General features: G+C 67.9%; 17 protein-coding genes. 8 read left to right on the plus strand and 9 right to left on the minus strand.

All coding sequences use genetic code 11. The features are described 5' to 3' along the window. Nucleotides 1-22: 22 nt before the first annotated feature. On the minus strand, nt 23-1132 hold the full coding sequence (gene bshA / locus NOV65_RS02715) for an N-acetyl-alpha-D-glucosaminyl L-malate synthase BshA (protein WP_257304046.1): 1110 nt from the start codon (nt 1130-1132) through the stop codon (nt 23-25). A 50-nt stretch (nt 1133-1182) separates the two neighbouring features. On the opposite strand from bshA, the gene NOV65_RS02720 reads away from it, so the two are divergent. The 4 genes from NOV65_RS02720 (at nt 1183) to NOV65_RS02735 (ending at nt 4629) form a co-directional block, all read left to right on the plus strand. After that, a complete protein-coding gene (locus tag NOV65_RS02720; RefSeq protein WP_257304048.1) occupies nt 1183-1440 on the plus strand; it encodes a YggT family protein in 258 nt (85 codons plus the stop codon). A gap of 8 nt (nt 1441-1448) precedes the next feature. Beyond that, nucleotides 1449-2000, plus strand: coding sequence for a DivIVA domain-containing protein (locus tag NOV65_RS02725; RefSeq protein WP_257304049.1), 552 nt, complete (start codon nt 1449-1451; stop codon nt 1998-2000). A 75-nt stretch (nt 2001-2075) separates the two neighbouring features. Next, nucleotides 2076-3248: a thiolase family protein gene (locus NOV65_RS02730; protein WP_257304051.1), complete on the plus strand. Its 1173-nt coding sequence runs from the start codon at nt 2076-2078 to the stop codon at nt 3246-3248. Nucleotides 3249-3294: 46 nt separating this feature from the next. Further along, nucleotides 3295-4629, plus strand: coding sequence for a DUF2252 domain-containing protein (locus NOV65_RS02735; RefSeq protein ID WP_257304053.1), 1335 nt, complete (start codon nt 3295-3297; stop codon nt 4627-4629). Between the two features lie 52 nt (nt 4630-4681). Here the strand turns inward: NOV65_RS02735 and NOV65_RS02740 are convergent, their stop codons facing one another. The 8 genes from NOV65_RS02740 to NOV65_RS02775 all read right to left on the minus strand — a co-directional run bounded on the left by NOV65_RS02740 (nt 4682) and on the right by NOV65_RS02775 (nt 12733). Further along, complete coding sequence (locus NOV65_RS02740; RefSeq protein WP_257304054.1) at nt 4682-6181, minus strand: OmpP1/FadL family transporter; 1500 nt, start codon at nt 6179-6181, stop codon at nt 4682-4684. 155 nt (nt 6182-6336) lie between these two features. Continuing rightward, entirely contained in the window at nt 6337-7080 is a 744-nt protein-coding gene (gene trpA, locus NOV65_RS02745; protein ID WP_257304056.1) for a tryptophan synthase subunit alpha, read from the minus strand. Nucleotide 7081: 1 nt separating this feature from the next. Further along, nucleotides 7082-8266: a tryptophan synthase subunit beta gene (gene trpB / locus NOV65_RS02750; protein ID WP_257304057.1), complete on the minus strand. Its 1185-nt coding sequence runs from the start codon at nt 8264-8266 to the stop codon at nt 7082-7084. Then, nucleotides 8259-8897 (minus strand): phosphoribosylanthranilate isomerase, encoded by a 639-nt coding sequence (gene trpF / locus NOV65_RS02755; RefSeq protein ID WP_257304066.1) that lies wholly within the window; start codon nt 8895-8897, stop codon nt 8259-8261. Before trpF ends, trpB begins: the two co-directional genes overlap by 8 nt. Then, a complete protein-coding gene (locus tag NOV65_RS02760) occupies nt 8894-9730 on the minus strand; it encodes an indole-3-glycerol-phosphate synthase (protein ID WP_257304068.1) in 837 nt (278 codons plus the stop codon). The genes trpF and NOV65_RS02760 overlap by 4 nt, the downstream gene beginning before the upstream one ends. Beyond that, nucleotides 9727-10761, minus strand: a complete 1035-nt coding sequence (trpD, locus tag NOV65_RS02765; RefSeq protein ID WP_257304070.1) for an anthranilate phosphoribosyltransferase — start codon at nt 10759-10761, stop codon at nt 9727-9729. Before trpD ends, NOV65_RS02760 begins: the two co-directional genes overlap by 4 nt. Then, complete coding sequence (locus NOV65_RS02770) at nt 10758-11336, minus strand: anthranilate synthase component II (RefSeq protein ID WP_257304072.1); 579 nt, start codon at nt 11334-11336, stop codon at nt 10758-10760. Before NOV65_RS02770 ends, trpD begins: the two co-directional genes overlap by 4 nt. Further along, a complete protein-coding gene (locus tag NOV65_RS02775; protein ID WP_257304074.1) occupies nt 11333-12733 on the minus strand; it encodes an anthranilate synthase component I family protein in 1401 nt (466 codons plus the stop codon). Before NOV65_RS02775 ends, NOV65_RS02770 begins: the two co-directional genes overlap by 4 nt. 235 nt (nt 12734-12968) lie before the next feature. Between NOV65_RS02775 and NOV65_RS02780 the strand changes: the two genes are divergently transcribed. The 4 genes from NOV65_RS02780 to NOV65_RS02795 all read left to right on the plus strand — a co-directional run bounded on the left by NOV65_RS02780 (nt 12969) and on the right by NOV65_RS02795 (nt 18011). Then, nucleotides 12969-13901 (plus strand): hypothetical protein, encoded by a 933-nt coding sequence (locus NOV65_RS02780; RefSeq protein ID WP_257304076.1) that lies wholly within the window; start codon nt 12969-12971, stop codon nt 13899-13901. Continuing rightward, entirely contained in the window at nt 13882-14682 is an 801-nt protein-coding gene (locus NOV65_RS02785) for a 5'-nucleotidase C-terminal domain-containing protein (protein ID WP_257304078.1), read from the plus strand. Before NOV65_RS02780 ends, NOV65_RS02785 begins: the two co-directional genes overlap by 20 nt. A gap of 8 nt (nt 14683-14690) precedes the next feature. Next, nucleotides 14691-15620 carry a bifunctional metallophosphatase/5'-nucleotidase gene (locus tag NOV65_RS02790; protein WP_257304079.1) on the plus strand — a complete coding sequence of 310 codons (930 nt, stop codon included), beginning with the start codon at nt 14691-14693 and terminating at the stop codon, nt 15618-15620. Between the two features lie 165 nt (nt 15621-15785). Next, nucleotides 15786-18011 (plus strand): NADP-dependent isocitrate dehydrogenase, encoded by a 2226-nt coding sequence (locus tag NOV65_RS02795; RefSeq protein WP_257304081.1) that lies wholly within the window; start codon nt 15786-15788, stop codon nt 18009-18011. Nucleotides 18012-18170: the final 159 nt, after the last annotated feature.

The following is an 18170-nucleotide window of genomic DNA, read 5'->3' on the forward strand; positions in this document are numbered from 1 at the left end:
GTCTTGGCTTATTTCGGGGAGATCAGGACTGGCCCAGCACGCGCCGGTAGAGCGCTTCGTACTGATCCACGATGGGCCCTTCCGCGAAGGTGCCCAGGGCCCGCTCGCGGGCCGCGTTCCCCATGGTGCGCCGAAGGCCCTCGTCGCTGAGGAGCCTCACGGCGTCCGCGGCCATGGCGTCCACGTCGCCCACAGGCTCGAGGAAGCCATCCACACCGTGGCGCACCACCTCCGGCAGACCGCCCACGCGGCTGGCGATGACTGGCACGCGGTGGCCCATGGCCTCCAGGGCGGCCAGGCCGAAGCTTTCGGTGGCACTGGGGAGCAGGAAGAGGTCCGAGCAGGCCAGCACCGTGCCGATGTCCAGCTGCTTGCCCGTGAAGCGGACCTCCGAGGCGAAGCCCCGGTCCCGGCAGTAGGCTTCGGCCTCCACCCGATCCGGCCCATCACCCACCATGACCAGGCGGGCCGGGACTTTCTTGTGGACGAGCTCGAACACTTTCAATACGTCCATGACGCGCTTCACGGGCCGGAAATTGGAGATATGGGTCAGCACCGAGGTGGCCTTGGGCGCCAACCAGGCACGGCAGTCCGGGCGTTCCTGGCCCGGTGGTTCGACGAAGTTCCCGATGACGTCGATCTCCCGATCCACTCCGAACGTGCGGTAGGTCTCGTCCCGCAGATACTCTGAAACAGCGGTCACACCGTCGCTTTCCCGGATGGCCATCTTCACCATGGGCAGGTAGCTGGGGTCGCTGCCCACCACCGTGATGTCCGTGCCATGCAGAGTCGTCACGACTTTCAGGCCCGGGATGGCCATGCGGGCCAGCAGGGCGGCCATGGCGTGGGGGATGGCGTAGTGCGCGTGGATGATCTCCAGACCATAGTGCTCGGCCACGTCCGCCATCTTGGAGCCCAGGGCGATGGAATAGGGGGCATCCTCGAACAGCGGATAGGTCGTGGCCCGGACTTCATGGAAGTTGATGCGGTCCTCGAAGCCCAGCAGGCGCGGCGGGACACTGGGGCTGAGGATATGCACCTCGTGGCCCCGGGCGGCCAGAGCCTTGCCCACCTCGGTGGCCACGACGCCCGAACCGCCGAATGTGCTGTAGCAGGAGATGCCGATGCGCATGGAAGATCCTCACTCCCAGCTATCATGATCAGGTTCCCGGGATCCTGCCCATGCCCCTTCTCTTCGCCATCGCCTATTACGCACTGGACGTGATGATCTACCTCCTCCTGGCGGTGGCCATCCTGTCCTGGTTCCCCATTGATCCCCGGAACCGTTGGATCCGCCTGCTCCATACGATCACGGACCCGATCCTCCACCCCATCCGGGCGCTGGTGCCCTCCATCGGCGGGTTCAGTTTCGACATCCTGATCGCGGTGATCCTGCTGGGCATCATCCAGCGCGTCTTCCTGCGGGCCCTGGTCTCATGAGGTGAACCATGAAATACACGCCCCTCGACATCCAGCGCCGTGAATTCGAAAAAGCCTTCCGCGGCATCGAGGAATCCGAGGTCCGGACCTTCCTCCATGAGGTGGCCGCCGAATGGGAGGAGCTCCTGGCCGAGAACCAGAAGCTGAAGGAGGAGATTCTCGACAGCCGGGAACGCCTCCGCCAGTACCAGGACCAGGACCGCATCTTCCGCGAGACCCTGCTCCAGGCCCAGCGCACTCGCGAGGATGTGCTGGACGGCGCCAATCGCGAGAAGGAGTTGACCTTACGCGAGGCCCAGTTCAAGGCCGACGAGCTCATCCGCGAGGCCCAGCAGCATGTGGTGGAGCTGGAGGTCCAGATCCGCAACCTGAAGATGGAGCGCACCCGGTTCGTGCGGGACCTGGAATCCCTCATGGAGCGCACTCGCCGCCACATCCAGGATGAGGCGCCCGACATCTACCTGGCGCCGCCGCCGACCCTCAATCTGGAAGGCCTGGACCTCAGTTCGCTCGACGAGCCGGCCATCCCTCCCATCCGCCGCCCGAAGGCCAGCAGCTAGCTGGCGGCCACCAGTCGCAGGACATCAGCCGAGGGCTGCTGGTCGTCAGCCGATGGCCAAATCATTGGAGTTCCCATGTCCCAAGCCGTCATCCTCAAAGCGCTCCGCAGCCCCATCGGCAAGTTTCAGGGGGGCCTGGCGCCTCTGGCGGCGCCGGATCTGGCCGCCCAGGTGGTGCGGGCTCTCCTGGCGACCATGCCGGGCGTGACCCCGACCGAGGCCATCTTCGGCAATGTCGTGAGCGCCGGCGTGGGCCAGGCGCCAGCTCGGCAGGCGGCCCTGCGGGGCGGTCTGCCCGCCAGCATCTCGGCTCTCACCATCAACAAGGTCTGCGGTAGCGGCCTCAAGGCCATCCAGCTCGCCGCCAACGCCGTGCGCCTGGGCGACCACGAGGTGGTGCTGGCCGGCGGCATGGAGTCCATGTCCAACGCCCCCTACCTCATGCCCAAGCTCCGGACCGGGGCCCGCATGGGCCACACCGAAGCCAAGGACGCCATGATCCTCGACGGCCTCTGGTGCGCCATGACCGACCAGCACATGGGGTTCACCGGCGAACTGGTGGCCGCCAAGTACGGGGTGGGTCGCGAGGCCCAGGACGCCTGGGCCGCCGAAAGCCATCGCAAGGCCGTGGCCGCCATGCAGTCCGGCGCCTTCAAGGCTGAGATCGTACCCATCGCCGTGCCGGGAAGGAAGGGCGAGGTAATGATCGCCGAGGATGAAGGCCCCCGCAGCGATACCACGCCCGAAACCCTGGCGAAGCTCCGGCCCGCGTTCAAGAAAGATGGCACCGTGACCGCTGGCAACGCCCCCAGCGTGAATGATGGAGCCGCCGCGGCCCTGGTGACGACCGAGAGCTATGCCAAGGCCCACGGCCTGGCCATTCAGGGCCGCATCCTCGGCACCGCCACCGCGGGCCTGGAACCCGATTGGGTCCTCATGGCACCCGTCGAGGCCATCCGCAAGCTCCTGGTCAAGGTGGGCTGGGCCGCCAAGGACGTGGACCTCTGGGAGATCAACGAGGCCTTCGCCGTGCAGCTGGTGGCCACCATGAACGAGCTGAAGCTACCGGCCGACCGCATCAACGTCCACGGCGGCGCCGTAGCCCTGGGCCACCCCATCGGGGCCTCTGGCGCCCGGGTCATGACCACCCTCCTGCACGCCCTTGAACGCCACGATAAGCAGCGCGGTATCGCCGCCCTGTGTCTCGGGGGCGGGAATGCCATCGCCATGGCTGTAGAGCGCGCATAGACATCTCCAGCATCCGTGGCACAGTCGGTCCAGCCCAGGTGCCGCCATGCCCATGCCGCCGCCCCGCCCTTCCCTGGCCGACCGCCGTTCGGCGGGCAAAGCCCTGCGGGACGGATTGCAGCGCACCGATCAGGGGAACTGGAAGCCCATGGGCGACCGGCCGGACCTGGTTTCCAGCCTGAAGGCGGCCAACACCCGACGCCGGCCGGACCTCCTGCCCCTCAAGTGGGGGCGGATGTCCGCCAGCCCCTTTTCCTTCTTCCGGGGTTCGGCAGCTCTGATGGCCGGGGACATCGCCCCCGGGCCCGTCACCGGCCTGACGGTCCAGCTGTGTGGAGATGCCCACCTGCTGAACCTGGGGGCGTATGCCGCCCCGGACGGGCACCTGGTCTTCGATCTCAATGATTTCGACGAGTCCATGCCGGGCCCCTGGGAATGGGACCTGAAGCGCCTGTGCGCCAGTGTCGTGCTGGGCGGGCGGGAGGCAGGCCAGGCCGAGGCGGATTGCAGAGATGCGGTCAAGGCGCTGGGGCAGACCTATCGCGAAGATATGGCCCGGTTCGCCGAGATGAAGGGACTGGAACTGGTCCGCTTCGAAGTGACCCCCCAGGACGGCAAGGGCGTGCTGAAGGAGGTGCTGGCCAAGGCCACGCGCGATACCCCCGACAAGCTCATGGCCAAGGCTACGGAGGATGATGGCCATGGCGGCCGACGCTTCCAGCTTCGTCCACCCCTGGTCCAGCCCCTGCAGTCGGCGGAGCTGGAGGATCTGTTGGGAAGCCTGCCGGACTACCAGGAAACCGTACTGCCCGGGCGGCGTCAGGTGCTCGATGGCTATGCCCCCGTGGACGCAGCCTTCAAGGTCCTGGGGACCGGCAGCATCGGGACGACCTGTCTGCTACTGCTCTGCCTGGGCCAGAACCTGGAGGACCCGCTCTTCCTCAAACTGAAATCCGAGGAACCCTCCGTGTGGGCCCCGTACCTGCCGGAGGCGGAACCGGTCTCCCACCAGGGGCGGAGAGTGGCGCTGGGCCAGCACCGCATGCAGACCTGGGTCGATCCCTTCCTCGGGTGGACCCGTTTCGGAGGCCGGGATTTCCTGGTGCGGCAGTGGTCAGATCACAAAGCCGCCATCGACCTTTCCTCGTTGCAGGGAGCTGCGTTGATCGACTACGCGGCCCTCTGCGGCGGCATCCTGGCCAAGGCCCACGCCCGGACCGGGGATCCGGCCATGCTGGACGGCTATCTGGGTGGTGCCGAGAAGATGGACGAAGCCATGGCCGCCTTCGCCAAGGCCTATGCGGATCAGGTCACTCGGGACCATGAGCGTTTTAAGGCGGCCATCCGAGCCGGGGAACTGGCAGCCATCACAGGTCTCTAAACAGCAGAAGAGCCCAGCGAACCGGGCTCTTCTGCTGGAGTTGTGGGCGAACCTAGAAGCTGTAGCGCAGCGAGACGCCCAGGATGTCAATGGTGGCCTTCATGGTGGCGTTGAGGCTGCCTCGGGTGAGGTTGTCGCCCGCGGAGGACAGGTTGATCTTGCTGTCGCTGATGAACAGGTGGGAGTAGCCAACGTCAATCGCCGTCTTCTTGGACAGGTTGTAGCTCAGGCCGAGGGAGAGCCACTTGCGATCGTTGTCGGGGATGCGCGGAGTGCGGTGGTTTTCATCCACGGCCCCCTGGTCGTAGGCCAGGCCGGCGCGGACGGTCCAATCCTGGTCCACCTTCCAGGTGCCACCCACGGAGTAGAACCACGTGTTCTTCCAGCTCTCATTGGTGACGGAATCTGCCAGGCCCGTATCGAACTTCACACGGAGTTCCTTGAACCGGGACCAGGTGCTCTGGGCCACCTCGCCCTGCAGCGAGAAGGCGGGGTTCACCTGCCAATCGAAACCCAGCGAAGCGGTGGCGGGCAGCGCGAGATCGGCCTGGCCCTTGCCGTTCCGGAGGCCGGCACCCTGCAGGGCCGCCAAGTCGGTGGCCGGCATGGCGGTGGGGAAATTGAAGGTGGCATCGCCCTTGAGCGTCATGGTCATGGCGGCGGAGTAGGCGCCCCCCAGGCGGAAGTCCTTGCTGGGCTGCCAGGTGAAGCCGGCCTTCCAGCCGTAGCCCCAGCCATCGCCCTTCAGGCCGGCCGTGCCGTCCCACGCGCCAGGAATGGCGTAGCCGGGGGTACCGAAGGTCGCGTTGGGGCCACTCATGGCAACGGTTGCCACCGGGCTGTTCTGACCAGGGCCGGGGGCCACGGGAGAAAGGCCGGCGGCGGCCAGTCCGCTGCCCACCTTCAGGGCCAGCGCCGTGCCATAATCCACGCCGTTGGTGAGTTCCGCATCAGCCTTGCGGGCGATGAAGGCCACGCCGAAGGAGAACTGGTCGGCCACCCGATAGGCTAGGCTGGGCGTGATGTCGATGGTCTTCAGGTCGGACTTGAGGCCGTGGTAACGGCCGATCCAGTTGGAGTCGTACTCCGTCGTGAGGCCGAAGGGCACATTCAGGGACAGCCCCAGCTTCAGGTCCTTGTTGACGCTGTACATGATGTTGAATTCAGGCAGGACGGCCGATACCCCGGAGTTTTTGTGGCTGGGGTCGCCCGAAATGGGGATCAGGCTCGTCGTGGTATTGGGAACCACATTGAAGCCAAGCGCGGTCAGGGCCGGCGTACGGTTGGCGGTCATGTCCTGGAGCTTCACGTCCAGGCCGACGTAGGTGCCACCGAAAGAGAACTGCCAGCCATCGTACTGCGTCATCACCGCCGGGTTGAAGAAGAGTGCGCTGATGTCGGCACCCCCTGCGCTGACGCCGGCGAAGGCGTTGCCCTGGGAACTGGGGCTCTGCTCGCGGAGCTGGAAACCAGCGGCCTGGGCCATGGGAGCAAAGGCGCCGGCGGCGATGAGGGTCAAGGCCGTGAGGGTGAGACGTGAACGGTGGGTCATGGGCGCATGGCTCCTAATCCCGGAAGTCCCGGGGTGGGTGGCTGTTGCCAGCCGATTCCGAAGGTGGAAGATGGATCACAATACCAAATCGATGCAGACCTGCAATCACTCCCGAGAGCCTACCCTAAGGAAAGATCGCGACCTATAGGTCACCATCAGAGGAGCGGAGCAAGGCAGGCCGACAGGCTCCTCCCCCCGGCCAGCTCCCGCACCAGAGCGGATCCAATGACCGGCGTGGCGCCCATGGCCCGCACGGCAGCGAGACTGGCTGCATCGGACAGCCCGAAGCCGACGGCGAGCGGGCGAGTCGCGAGGATTCCCAACTCCGACATCCGCTTCTGAACCGGCGCCAGATCCGTGCTCTGCCCGGTGCCCGTGACGCCCAGGCGGGCCACCAGGTAGGCAAAGCGCTGGGCGAAGGGTGCCGAGGGCCCCGGGTCCGGGCGTTCGGCCAGAACCTGCCGGGCCCGCTCCAGCGTGGTGGTGGGTGCCAGCAACGGCACCATGGGATAGCCCGCGGCCCGCAGATCACGTTCGAAAGCGGGCTCCTCCCCGAAGGGCAGATCGACCACCAGCAGCGCCTTCACGGGCGTGGGGGCGAGGAGCGTCTTCAACCGCTCCGCTCCAATCTGAAGCAGCGGGTTCAGGTAGGTGAAGAGGATGAGGTCGGGGCTGTCCGTGATTCCCGCCAGAACTTCCAGGATCCGGACCGGTGTGGCACCGCGGGCGATGGCGCGGTGGGCCGCGGCCTGGAGCACAGGGCCGTCCGCGATGGGATCCGAATGGGGCAGGCCCAGTTCGATGGCTTCCAGCCCCAGGGCCTTGGCTTCGGCCAGCAACCGCGGCAGCGCCTCCAAGGACGGATCGCCGGCCATGATGAAGGGAAGCAGTGGATTCATGTCAGATCCCCAGACGCGACTGGTAGGTGGACAGGTCCTTGTCGCCGCGGCCGCTGAGGCCCAGCAGGACTGTGGCAGCGCCATCGGCGGCCAGGGCGGTCAGGAGGGCCAGCGCATGGCTGCTCTCCAGGGCGGGCAGGATGCCTTCGGTTTCGCAGAGCAGGCGGGCGCCCGCAAGCGCCTCGTCATCGGAAGCGCGGCGCACGACCACCTTCCCGTCGAGCGCGAGCGCTGCCAGTTCTGGCCCCAGGGCCGGGTAGTCCAGCCCCGCGCTGATGCTGGCGGTCTCGGCCGTGTGTCCATGTTCATCCTGCAATAGCAAGGTCTTGCAGCCATGCAGCACACCCACGCGCCCGCCCTCGAGGCGCGCAGCGTGCTCGCCGAGGGCCCTCCCGTGACCACCGGCCTCGACCGCGACCCGGCGCAGGTCGTCACCCAGGAAGGGCACCAGCAGGCCCAGGCCGTTGCTGCCGCCCCCGGCGCAGGCGATGACGGTATCCGGCAACCCGCCCGACTGCTCCAGAACCTGGGCGCGGGCCTCTTCACCGATGACGGTCTGGAAGGTCCGCACCATGGTCGGGAAGGGATGCGGCCCCAGGGCCGAGCCGAGGATGTAGTGGGCCCGGTCGCAGCGGCCAGCCCAGGCTCGCAGGGCCTCGTTGACAGCCTCCTTGAGCGTGCCCTGCCCCGCTGCCACGGGCTCGACCTTCGCCCCGAAGAGACGCATGCGGGCGACGTTCGGGGCCTGGCGGGCCATGTCCGTGACGCCCATGTAGACGGTGCAGGACAGGCCCAGGCGGGCGCAGGCTGCGGCGGTGGCCACACCATGCTGTCCGGCGCCAGTCTCCGCAATGATTTCCGTCTTGCCCATGCGCCGGGCCAGCAGGGCCTGGGCGAGGGCGTTGTTGATCTTGTGGGCGCCGGTGTGGGTCAGGTCCTCCCGCTTGAGGAAGAGGGCCCTGAGCCCCACCTTCGCCGCCAGGCGTGGCGCGGGCGTGAGGGGCGTAGGGCGACCCACGAAGTGACGCAACTCGGCCTTCAGTTCTGCGAGGAAGGCAGGGGCTGTCCAGGCGGTTCGGAAGGCCGCCTCCAGATCAAGCAGCGGCTGCATCAAGGTTTCCGGGGCGTAGCAGCCGCCCAGCTGCTGCGAGCCGAACCGCGTGGGAAGCGCGAACGAATCAGTCATGGGTTTCCTTTCCTGCCGAAGCTGCCTGTCTCACGGCCGCCACGAACGCGGCCACCTTGGCCGGATCCTTCACGCCTGGCGCGGTCTCCAGGCGGCTCGCCGCGTCGAAGCCGCGCAAGTGCGGGCGGATTTCGAGCGGGAGTGCGGCGACCCGGTCCGCCAGATTGGTGCCATCCAGGCCACCCGCGAGCAGGAAGGGCCCCGGAGGTGGGAAGGCCATGGAATGGCCCTGCCCCGAACCGCCCGCCACGCCGGTCTGGACTGGGCTGGGCTCCCACAGATAGAGGTTCGCAGGCACCGCGGCCTGGCCTGGTTCATCCGCCCAGGGCAGCAGGATGAAGAGACCGGCTGCCCGCAGCAACGCGATGCCCCGCTCGCGGTCCACCGCCGGCAGGTAGGGCTGCACGCGCTGGAAACCGTGGCGCTGGGCGGTTTCGAGGACTGCCTCCGCGATGTCAGCCACCATCACCAATACAGCACGACCGGCGAAGGCTTTCGCCACCGACAGATCCGCGCAGTGCCGCGGGCTGGGCGGATGGGACACGAAGCCCAGCAGATCCGCGCCCTGCCCTGCGGCGAAGGCTGAGTCCGCCGCAGTGGTGAGTCCGCACACCTTGACCAGCAGGCTCATCGCGCCTCCTGACGGAGATCTGCGAACACTCGCTCCAGGAAACCCTTGGGATCCGGACTGCGCATGAGGGCCTCGCCGATGAGCACGGCCTCGAAGCCCGCCCGCAGGGAGGCCTGGGCATCCTCGGGCGTAGCGAGGCCGGATTCGCGGACCAGCACCGCATCGGGGAAGGCCCGGCGCAAAGGCGCGGCGGTGGGCTCGCCCAGGGTGAAGGTGGAGAGGTCCCGGGCGTTGATGCCCACCATGCGGGCCTGGGCCTCCTGGGCATGGGGCACTTCCGTGAGGTCGTGCAGTTCCACGAGCGCTTCCAGGCCCCGCTGCCGGGCGGCTTCGGCGAAGGCCGCCGTGTGGCCCTTCAGCACCCGCACGATGAGCAGCACCGCCTCGGCGCCGCAGGCCTCGGCCTCGGCCAGCTGGGATTCGGAAATGACGAAGCCCTTGTAGAGCCGCGGCAGGCCGACCTCTGCCGCGGCGGCCAGATGGGCTGCCGCCCCGCGGAAATAGGCCGGTTCGGCCAGGATGGAGAAGGCCGCCGCGCCCCCATCCCGGTAGGCCTGGAGTTGGGCCTGGAGCGGAGTCCCGGCGGCGAAGGGGCCGAGCGACGGCGAGGCCTGCTTGTACTCGGCGATCACAGCGCCGCCCCGAACCGAGGCTGCCCGTCTCAGGGCTGTCTCGAAGGGGCCGGGACCGTCCAGACGGGCGCGGACTGGCGGCGGTGCCGGAGCCACCGTGGTCAGGCGGGCGAGTTCCGATACCAGCACCCGCTGGAGGTGGGAACTCCCGGGCAACCCAGTGCTGCGCACCAGTGAGGCGGGATCGGGCAGGCGGTTCATGGGTTCACCCCCGCCACGGGGAACGGCAGGGCGAAGCCGTGATCGAGTACGGCCCGCACTTCGTGGAAGGTCTGGGCCAGACCCTCCAGTGAGCTGCCCCGATGCAGGGCCAGGCCCAGCCCTGCCTGCAGGGCCACGGCGTCCGCCACTCCCGGGCGGAAGTCGGCATGCCGGGCCCCGCCAAAGATGCCCCGTGCCACCCCCAGCGCTTCGGCGCGATCCGCCACGCGCAGGGCGTGGCGCGATGGCTGGGTGATGCCCAGTTCCCGCGGTACCAGCACCTGAGCGGTCTGGACGCGGCCATCCGCCACGGCCAGAACTGTGGTGGGGCCTTCGATGGAGGCCTCGTCGAGCCCCTTCCCCTCCGCATCCTTGCCGTGGATCACGAAGGCCCGGCGCAAGGTCGGCCGCCGCGCCAGTGCACCCGCCATGGGTGCCAGCAGATCCTCCCGGGCCACGCCCAGGAGCTGGAGAGGTGGATTCGCCGGATTCAGCAGCGGTCCCAGCAGGTTGAAGATGGTGGGAATGCCCAGGCGGCGGCGGATCTCGCGGAGGCGCCCCAGCAGCGGGTGGTAGGCCGGCGCGAAGAGGAAGGCGAACCGGTGCTCCCGGAGGTCCGCCTCCAGGTCCGAGATCGCCCTGGAGAGGTCGTAGCCCAGAGCCTCCATCAGGTCGGCACTGCCGCAGACTCCCGTGGCGGCGCGGTTGCCGTGCTTCACCACGGGCACACCAAGGGTCGAGAGGAACAGGGCCGTGAGGGTGCTCAGATTGGCGGTGGAAGCGCCATCGCCACCCGTGCCCACCACGTCGATGGCGCCTTCGGGTGCTTGCGGGAAGGGCACGGCAACTTCCGAGAGGGCGTTTGCGAAAGCCGCCAGCTCGTGGGCCTCGGGCACCCGCTGAGCCAGCAGGGCCAGGCAGGCGCCCACCAGCAGGGCATCTGTGTCCTGGTCGATGAAGATGCGCATGAGCTCGGAAGCGGTGGCCTCCGGCAGCGGGCGGATGGGATTGTGGGTGGTGAGCAGGGTCATCGTCGAGTTTCCTTGGCGAGTTGCAGGAAGTTCGCGAGCATGGCGGGGCCATCTGGCGTGAGGATGCTTTCGGGATGGAACTGCACGCCCCAGCGGGGCAGATGCCGGTGGGCCATGGCCATGATCTCGCCCCCGGGGCTGCGGCCTGTGATGCGCCAGCAGGCGGGCAGCGTGGCGGGATCGGCGATGAGGCTGTGGTAGCGGCCCACGGGAAGCCCGGGGGGCAGCCCTTCGAAGAGCCCCGTCCCGTCATGCTCCAGCGCCGTCGCCTCGCCGTGCAGGGGTTCGACCGCCCGGACCACCCTGCCGCCGCTGGCCGCCGCCAGGGCCTGGTGGCCGAGGCACACGCCCAGCAGCGGAACGTCCCAGTCCGAGCCCGCCAGGGCCATGTGGGCGGGGCTTTCCGTGGGGTGCCCGGGCCCCGGTGACAGGACCACGGCGTCGGGCCTGAGGGCCTTGGCCTCGTCGAGGCTGATGGCGTCGTGGCGGACGACCTTCACTGGGGCACCCAGCGTCTCGAAGGCCTGCACCAGGTTGTAGGTGAAGGAGTCCAGGGCGTCAATCAGGAGGATCATCGGGCGGCTCCGGGCAGCTGGACACCAAGAGCCTGGGCGATGGCACGCAGCTTGTGCAGGGTTTCGAAATACTCGGCTTCAGGTTTGGAGGCCCGCACCACGCCGGCGCCGGCCTGGATGTAGGCGGCACTACCGGCATAGACCGCCGTGCGCAGGATGAGCGCCGTGTCCAGGGCGCCATCGGTGCCCAGCCGCAGCAGCACGCCGCCGTAAGGGCCTCGGACCTCCCCTTCCAGCTCAGCGATCCGCTGGCAGGCGCGCAGCTTGGGAGCGCCACTGACCGTGCCGGCGGGGAAGGCCGCCGCCAGGACATCCAGGGCATCCACGCCGGTTCTCAGCTTCGCCTTCACGGTGGTGGTGAGGTGCAGGACATGGCTGGTGCGCTGGAGGGCCAGGGGCTTCTCCACGCGCACGCCGCCGGGAATGGCCACGCGGCCCAGATCGTTGCGGGCCAGGTCCACGAGCATCTGGTGCTCGGCCAATTCCTTGGGATCGCGCTTGAGGGCCTCGAAGCGGACGGCATCCTCCTCGGCACTGTCGCCCCGGGGCACGGTGCCGGCGATGGGCAAGGTCTCGGCCTCCTCCCCCTGCACCCGCACCAGCATCTCCGGCGAAGCGCCCACCAGGGCGAAGCCGTCCCACTCCAACAGGAAGCCGTAGGGGCTCGGATTCAGGCGGCGCAGGCGACGGTAGGCCTCCAGGGGTGGCGGCGGGTCCTCGATGCGGAACCGTTGGCTGGGCACCAGCTGGTAGATGTCGCCATCCAGAATGAGTTCCTGGGCCGCCCGCACGGCCTCTTCATAGGTCTCACGGGTCATCTGCGCCGTGGCGCGGGGTTCCGAGGCGCCGGGGCCAGGGTCAGGCACGCCCGCCAGGAGTCGCGCGCGCAGGTCCCGCAGGCGGCGGAAACCGGCTTCGGGATCCACGTCCACCGTCTGGAGTTCGGCCACCTGATGCAAGTGGTCGAAGACCAAGGCCACATCGAAGCGGCGCACCCACAGGCCCGGCAGCCCCAGGCTGTTCTTGGCCGGCTGGGGTAGCGAGGGCTCCAGGGCGCCTACGGCCTCAAAGCCGAGGTACCCGGCGCAGCCCACGCCCACCGGGAGTGGCTCTCTCGGTGGCGGCAGTTCCGCGGCGCGGTCGCTAACTGTGCCGGAGGGAGGCGGCCCCGACAGGGTCCGCAGGGCCTCCACCCAGCCTCGCGCAGGAGGAGCCAAACGGCACTCCGCTGGACCCTCCAGCAGCACGAAGCTGTGGCGGCCCACGCGCTCGCCCTGGTCGCAGGACTCCAGCAGCAGGCTGGCGCCAGCCGGGCGCAGGGCCAGGTAGGCGGCCAGGGGTGTGAGGAGGTCCGCGGGGAAGGGATGACGGATCAGGAGCTTGGATTCAGGTGACATGGCGGTTCGTCCACATACAAAAAAGCCCGACCAGGAAGTCGGGCTCGGAAGGTCCGGGGTGGCGTCGGCCGCTAGGCCTCGCGCATGGAGCCGTCCGAGCCCGCACGCCACCACCAGGCCCCGTGAAGGAGGCCCTGGCGAAGGGTCGGAAAGGACAGCGTCATGGATCCGATGAAACCCCATCCGCGCGGGCCCTGTCAAGTGTGGTTTGATGAAGGATTGCTTGCGGACGGACATGGAATTCACTGAGGAACGCCCCACCACCATCCATACCGAGGATGCCCTGGCGCCCAGGGCTCCCTGGCGCTTCTTCCGGCGCGCCCTGCCCGGCGGCTTCAGCCGCTGGGGCTGGGGCCTCATGGCGGGCTGGATGCTCGTTCTGCTGGGCCCGGTCCTGGGCTGGGCTGGCCATCTGCGCCGGGCCGCCGGCTGGAGCGCACTGCCCAGTCACTGGGGCGAGGGCATCAGTGCCCGGGGTGTCTGGGAGCTGTGGGAGAACGGCGGCCTCCAGCACCGCCTGGCGAATTCTCCGACGGTGCATCTCTTCGGCCTGGGCCTCGTGATCGTCCTCTGGTGCGGTTGGCGCCTGCAGGCGGAGCGGGTGGGGCAGAAGGCCCGCCTGGGTTCCTGGCTGCTCGGGGCCCTGGACACGGTCCTCATCGGCTTCCTCCCGGTGGGCCTTCTCGCCTGGCTTGGAGACATCACCCTGGCCTGGCTCGGAGGCCTCGGAATCGATGGTCTGGGCTGGATGGCCTTCTTCGGCCGCCCCCTATTCTGGATGGCGGCCGTGGCCGCCCTGAACCTCCAGTGGTGGCTCTGCCGTCTGGGGCGGGCGGCGGGACTGTCACGGGGCTACCGTGGCCACCTGACCGACTCGCTCCTGCGGCTGTGGACCCACCCGGTCCAGTGGGGCCTGGTCTCCGTGGGCGGCGCCGCCTTGCGGTCGCTCATGCCATTCCTGGTGCTGGTCCTGGCCTGGCGAATGGGGGGCGGCACCACCTTCCGCGTCGGGCTGTTCCTGGGCCTGCAGCTGGTTGTCACCCTGTTCAATGGCTGGCTGATGGGCTGGCTTCTGCGCGCCACCGCCCTGTTCTGGGCCCATGATGCCGATGTGCGGAACGCCCGCGCCGAAGTGAAGGAAGTCTTCCGTGAAGCTCAAGCCCTCTAGCGCGTTCCTCCTCTCTTCCCTGCTTTCCCTGCCCGTGATGGCGCAGCCGCCAGGCACGAAGGCCGAAGTCATCCCCATCACCGAGGCCATCCCCGACGACCCCGAGGTCCAGAAGGTCATCGAGCCCCTGGCCGCGGAGATCAAGGCCAGCTTCGGGCTGCCGCTGGTGCAGGCGCCCCAGGGCGTCTTCCGCGGGCGGCGGGGGGAAGAGAACCTGCTGGGCTATTGGGTCTCCGATGTCATGCGGCAGGCCGCCCAGCCCCTGGTCGGCGCGCCGGTGCGCTTCGCCATCACCAATGCCGGCGGCCTGCGGGCCAACCTGCGCCCGGGCCAACTCAAAGTGGGCGACATCTTCGAGCTGATGCCCTTCGAGAACGAGCTGGTGGTCATCGAGCTCACCGGCGCTGAGGTCATCCAGGTGGTGAAGGAGGGTCTGCTCCGCCGCGGTGGCGAGCCCTGCTCCGGCGTGAAGGTCAAGGTGGAGGGGACGCCCCAGCAGGCCACCCTCACCGTCGTCTGGGAGGACGGGAGCGCCATCGATCCCTCCGCCGTGGTGAAGGTCGCCACCACCGACTACCTCTACGCCGGCGGCGACTCCATCCCCACCCTGAAGAAGGGCCGCAAGCCCTTCACCACAGGTGTCACTCTCCGGCAGATGCTGTTGGACCAGTGCACGGCCATGGGCAAGGCGGGCAAGGAGCTGCTGCCCCCGGCGCCGGGGCGCTACTCCGTGCCCGTGCCGATCCTGGAAGCCATCCGCGACAAGACCTTCAAGCTGTAGGGGAGTCCATGGAACGCCGCACTTTTCTCGCCTCCCTCAGTGCCGCCGCCGTCGCTTCTCAGGTGCCCCTGAAGGCGGTGGACGGCCCGGCTGCGGGCCGCATCACGCTGCTGCACACCAACGACACCCACTCCCGCATCGAGCCCTTCGGCCCCGGCAATGGCGCCATCAGCGGCAAGGGCGGCATGGCCCGCCGGGCGACGCTGGTGAAACAGCTCCGGAGCCAGCTGGATTCCGTGCTGCTGCTGGACGCGGGCGACACCTTCCAGGGCACGCCCTACTTCAACCGCTACAAGGGCCGGCTCGACTACCAGCTCATGCGCATGATCGGCTATGACGCCACCACCCTGGGCAACCATGATTTCGACAACGGTGTGGGGATGCTGATCGAGGCCATCGAATCCATGGAACAGCTCAAGCATCGGAACCCGCCCTTCGCCTTCCTGAACTGCAACTTCGACTGCAAGGGCGCCCCGGCACTCGGCACTCGGCTCCGTCCCTATCTGGTGCGTGAATTCCCTGGCGTCCGCGTGGGCATCACCGGTGTGGGCGTGGCCTTCGCGGGCCTGGTGGCCCCGAAAAACCACGAAGGCATCACGTGGAAGGATCCCTACGAAAGCCTGAAGCCGGTGGTGAAGCGGCTCCGCGAAATCGAGAAGGTGGATCTGGTCGTGGTCCTCTCCCACCTGGGCTACGACAACAGGGATGGGGCTTACGACGACCTGCGCCTGCCTGGCCAGGTGGCGGGCATTGATGCCGTCATCGGCGGCCACAGCCACACCTTCCTGGACGCTCCCGTCAAGGTGAAGCAGGCCCTGGGTGAGACCCTCGTCTTCCAGGTGGGCTTCGGCGGTGTGAACCTGGGGCGCATGGATTTCGCCCTGGCCCGCGGCGCGGTGAAGGCCGCTTCTGGAGCTGCCATGCCGGTGGTGGGATAGCTCGAGGGGCGTGACGGAAGTCCCAAATCCCCGTCCCCACAGGGAAAGCTGCTTGAAGGCTGGCATTCCCCATGGGAGCCTGCCTGAAATGCCCTGTGCCGGACCAGCGGGGGTGGTGTGCCATCCAGGCCCCGGCGGTGCCGAAAAAAGCCCAAAGGAGAGCCCATGACCACGCAGAAGATCATCTGGACCGAGATCGATGAGGCGCCCGCGCTGGCGACCTACTCCCTGCTGCCGATCATCCGGGCCTTTACCAAGGGCACCGGCATCGTCGTCGAGACTTCCGACATTTCGCTGGCCGGTCGCATCCTCGCCAACTTCCCGGAGCACCTGACCGAGGCCCAGCGCGTTCCCGACAACCTGGCCCAGCTGGGCGCCCTGGCCCTGAAGCCGGAAGCCAACATCATCAAGCTCCCGAACATCAGCGCCTCCATCCCTCAGCTGATCGCGGCGATCAAGGAACTGCAGTCCCAGGGTTTTGCCGTCCCCGACTATCCCGAGCAGCCCACTGAGGAAGTGGAGAAGGCCATCCAGGCCCGCTACGCCAAGGTGCTGGGCAGCGCCGTGAACCCCGTGCTCCGCGAGGGCAACTCCGACCGTCGGGCTCCGCTCTCCGTGAAGAACTTCGCCAAGAAGCACCCGCACAAGATGGCGCCCTGGAGCCCGGACTCCAAGGCCCGCGTGGCCCACATGGCCGCCGGCGACTTCTTCGACAGCGAGACCTCGACCACCCTCGCCAAGGCCACGGCGGCCCGCATCGAGTTCGTGGGCAAGGATGGCGCAGTGAAGGTGCTGAAGGAGAAGCTGCCTCTGCAGGCCGGCGAGGTGCTCGACGCTTCAGTCATGAACGTCAAGGCCCTGCGCGCCTTCTACGCCGAGCAGATCGACGCGGCCAAGCGGGACGGCCTGCTGCTCTCCCTGCACCTGAAGGCCACCATGATGAAGATCTCCGATCCCGTCATGTTCGGCCACGCCGTGTCCGTCTTCTACCAGCCGGTCTTCGAGAAGCACAACGCCACCCTGCGGGAATTGGGTGTGAACACCGCCAACGGGCTGGGTGATGTCTACGCCAAGATCCAGACACTGCCCGAGGCCCGCCGCGCGGAGATTGAGGCGGACATCCAGGCTGTGTACGCCACCCACCCTGCCCTGGCCATGGTGGACTCGGACAAGGGCATCACGAACCTGCACGTGCCCAACGACATCATCGTGGATGCCTCCATGCCCGTGGTGGTGCGCGACGCGGGCAAAATGTGGGGCGCCGACGGCAAGCTCCACGACACCCTGGCGATGATCCCGGACCGCTGCTACGCCACGATGTACAAGACGGTCATCGAGGACTGCCAGAAGCACGGCGCCTTCGATCCCGCCACCATCGGCAGCGTGCCCAACGTGGGCCTCATGGCGCAGAAGGCCGAGGAATACGGCTCCCACGACAAGACCTTCTTCGCTCCGGCCGCCGGGACCATCCGCATCGTGGACGAGTCCGGCGCCACCCTCCTCTCCCAGGCAGTGGAGGAGGGCGATATCTTCCGCGGCTGCCAGGCCAAGGACGCCCCCATCCAGGACTGGGTCAAGCTGGCGGTCACCCGCGCCCGCCTGACCGGCGCCCCCGCCATCTTCTGGCTGGACAAGGCCCGCGCCCACGACGCGCAGATGATCGTCAAGGTGGAGACCTACCTCAAGAACCACGACACCAAGGGCCTGGACATCCGCATCCTGCCTCCGGATGAGGCCATGAAGGTCTCCTGCGAGCGCATCCGGAAGGGCCTCGACACCATCTCCGTCACCGGCAACGTACTGCGCGACTACCTCACGGACCTGTTCCCCATCATCGAGCTGGGCACCAGCGCCAAGATGCTCTCCATCGTGCCTCTGCTGGGCGGCGGCGGCCTCTTTGAGACCGGCGCGGGCGGCTCCGCGCCCAAGCACGTCCAGCAGTTCCAGAAGGAGGGCTACCTGCGCTGGGATTCCCTGGGCGAGTTCTCGGCCTTCACGGCTTCGCTCGAGCACGTGGCCAACACGTTCAAGAACGCCAAGGCTGGGGTGCTGGCCGAGACCCTTGACCAGGCTGTCGCCAAGTTCCTGGACAACGACAAGTCCCCCGCCCGCAAGGTGGGCCAGATCGACAACCGCGGCAGCCACTTCTACCTGGCCCTCTACTGGGCCCAGGCCCTGGCCGCCCAGACCAAGGATGCCGAGCTTCAGGCCCGCTTCGCCAAGGTGGCCCAGCAGCTCGGTGACAACGAGGCGAAGATCAACGGGGAGCTGATCGGAGCCCAGGGGAAGCCTGTGGACATGGGCGGCTATTACCACCCGGACAAGGCCAAGACTGGCGCGGCCATGCGTCCCAGCCCCACCCTGAATGCGATCATCGAGGCCATCGCCTAGTTTCCGATTCAGATTCAGAGTGGCGGGTGCAGAGACGCGCAGCGTTTCGGCACCCGCCACCTGTCTGTGCACGGGTCCAGGAAAAAAGTGTTCAGCCATCATGAGCCATGGGTAAAAATCGCATCACGATCGAAGCTCCTAGGGAAATGACTCGGAATT

The organism is Geothrix campi, assembly GCF_024609265.1.
GTDB lineage: Bacteria > Acidobacteriota > Holophagae > Holophagales > Holophagaceae > Geothrix > Geothrix campi.

Coding starts and splice junctions, on each gene's coding strand:
- NOV65_RS02775 (WP_257304074.1), bottom strand. CDS start 12,733: ATGTCACCTGAATCCAAGCTCCTGATCCGTCATCCCTTCCCCGCGGAC.
- trpB (WP_257304057.1), bottom strand. CDS start 8,266: ATGACTGATTCGTTCGCGCTTCCCACGCGGTTCGGCTCGCAGCAGCTG.
- NOV65_RS02770 (WP_257304072.1), bottom strand. CDS start 11,336: ATGATCCTCCTGATTGACGCCCTGGACTCCTTCACCTACAACCTGGTG.
- NOV65_RS02760 (WP_257304068.1), bottom strand. CDS start 9,730: ATGAACCGCCTGCCCGATCCCGCCTCACTGGTGCGCAGCACTGGGTTG.
- NOV65_RS02730 (WP_257304051.1), top strand. CDS start 2,076: ATGTCCCAAGCCGTCATCCTCAAAGCGCTCCGCAGCCCCATCGGCAAG.
- bshA (WP_257304046.1), bottom strand. CDS start 1,132: ATGCGCATCGGCATCTCCTGCTACAGCACATTCGGCGGTTCGGGCGTC.
- trpA (WP_257304056.1), bottom strand. CDS start 7,080: ATGAATCCACTGCTTCCCTTCATCATGGCCGGCGATCCGTCCTTGGAG.
- NOV65_RS02795 (WP_257304081.1), top strand. CDS start 15,786: ATGACCACGCAGAAGATCATCTGGACCGAGATCGATGAGGCGCCCGCG.
- NOV65_RS02725 (WP_257304049.1), top strand. CDS start 1,449: ATGAAATACACGCCCCTCGACATCCAGCGCCGTGAATTCGAAAAAGCC.
- NOV65_RS02780 (WP_257304076.1), top strand. CDS start 12,969: ATGGAATTCACTGAGGAACGCCCCACCACCATCCATACCGAGGATGCC.
- NOV65_RS02740 (WP_257304054.1), bottom strand. CDS start 6,181: ATGACCCACCGTTCACGTCTCACCCTCACGGCCTTGACCCTCATCGCC.
- trpF (WP_257304066.1), bottom strand. CDS start 8,897: ATGAGCCTGCTGGTCAAGGTGTGCGGACTCACCACTGCGGCGGACTCA.
- NOV65_RS02790 (WP_257304079.1), top strand. CDS start 14,691: ATGGAACGCCGCACTTTTCTCGCCTCCCTCAGTGCCGCCGCCGTCGCT.
- NOV65_RS02720 (WP_257304048.1), top strand. CDS start 1,183: ATGCCCCTTCTCTTCGCCATCGCCTATTACGCACTGGACGTGATGATC.
- trpD (WP_257304070.1), bottom strand. CDS start 10,761: ATGACCCTGCTCACCACCCACAATCCCATCCGCCCGCTGCCGGAGGCC.
- NOV65_RS02735 (WP_257304053.1), top strand. CDS start 3,295: ATGCCCATGCCGCCGCCCCGCCCTTCCCTGGCCGACCGCCGTTCGGCG.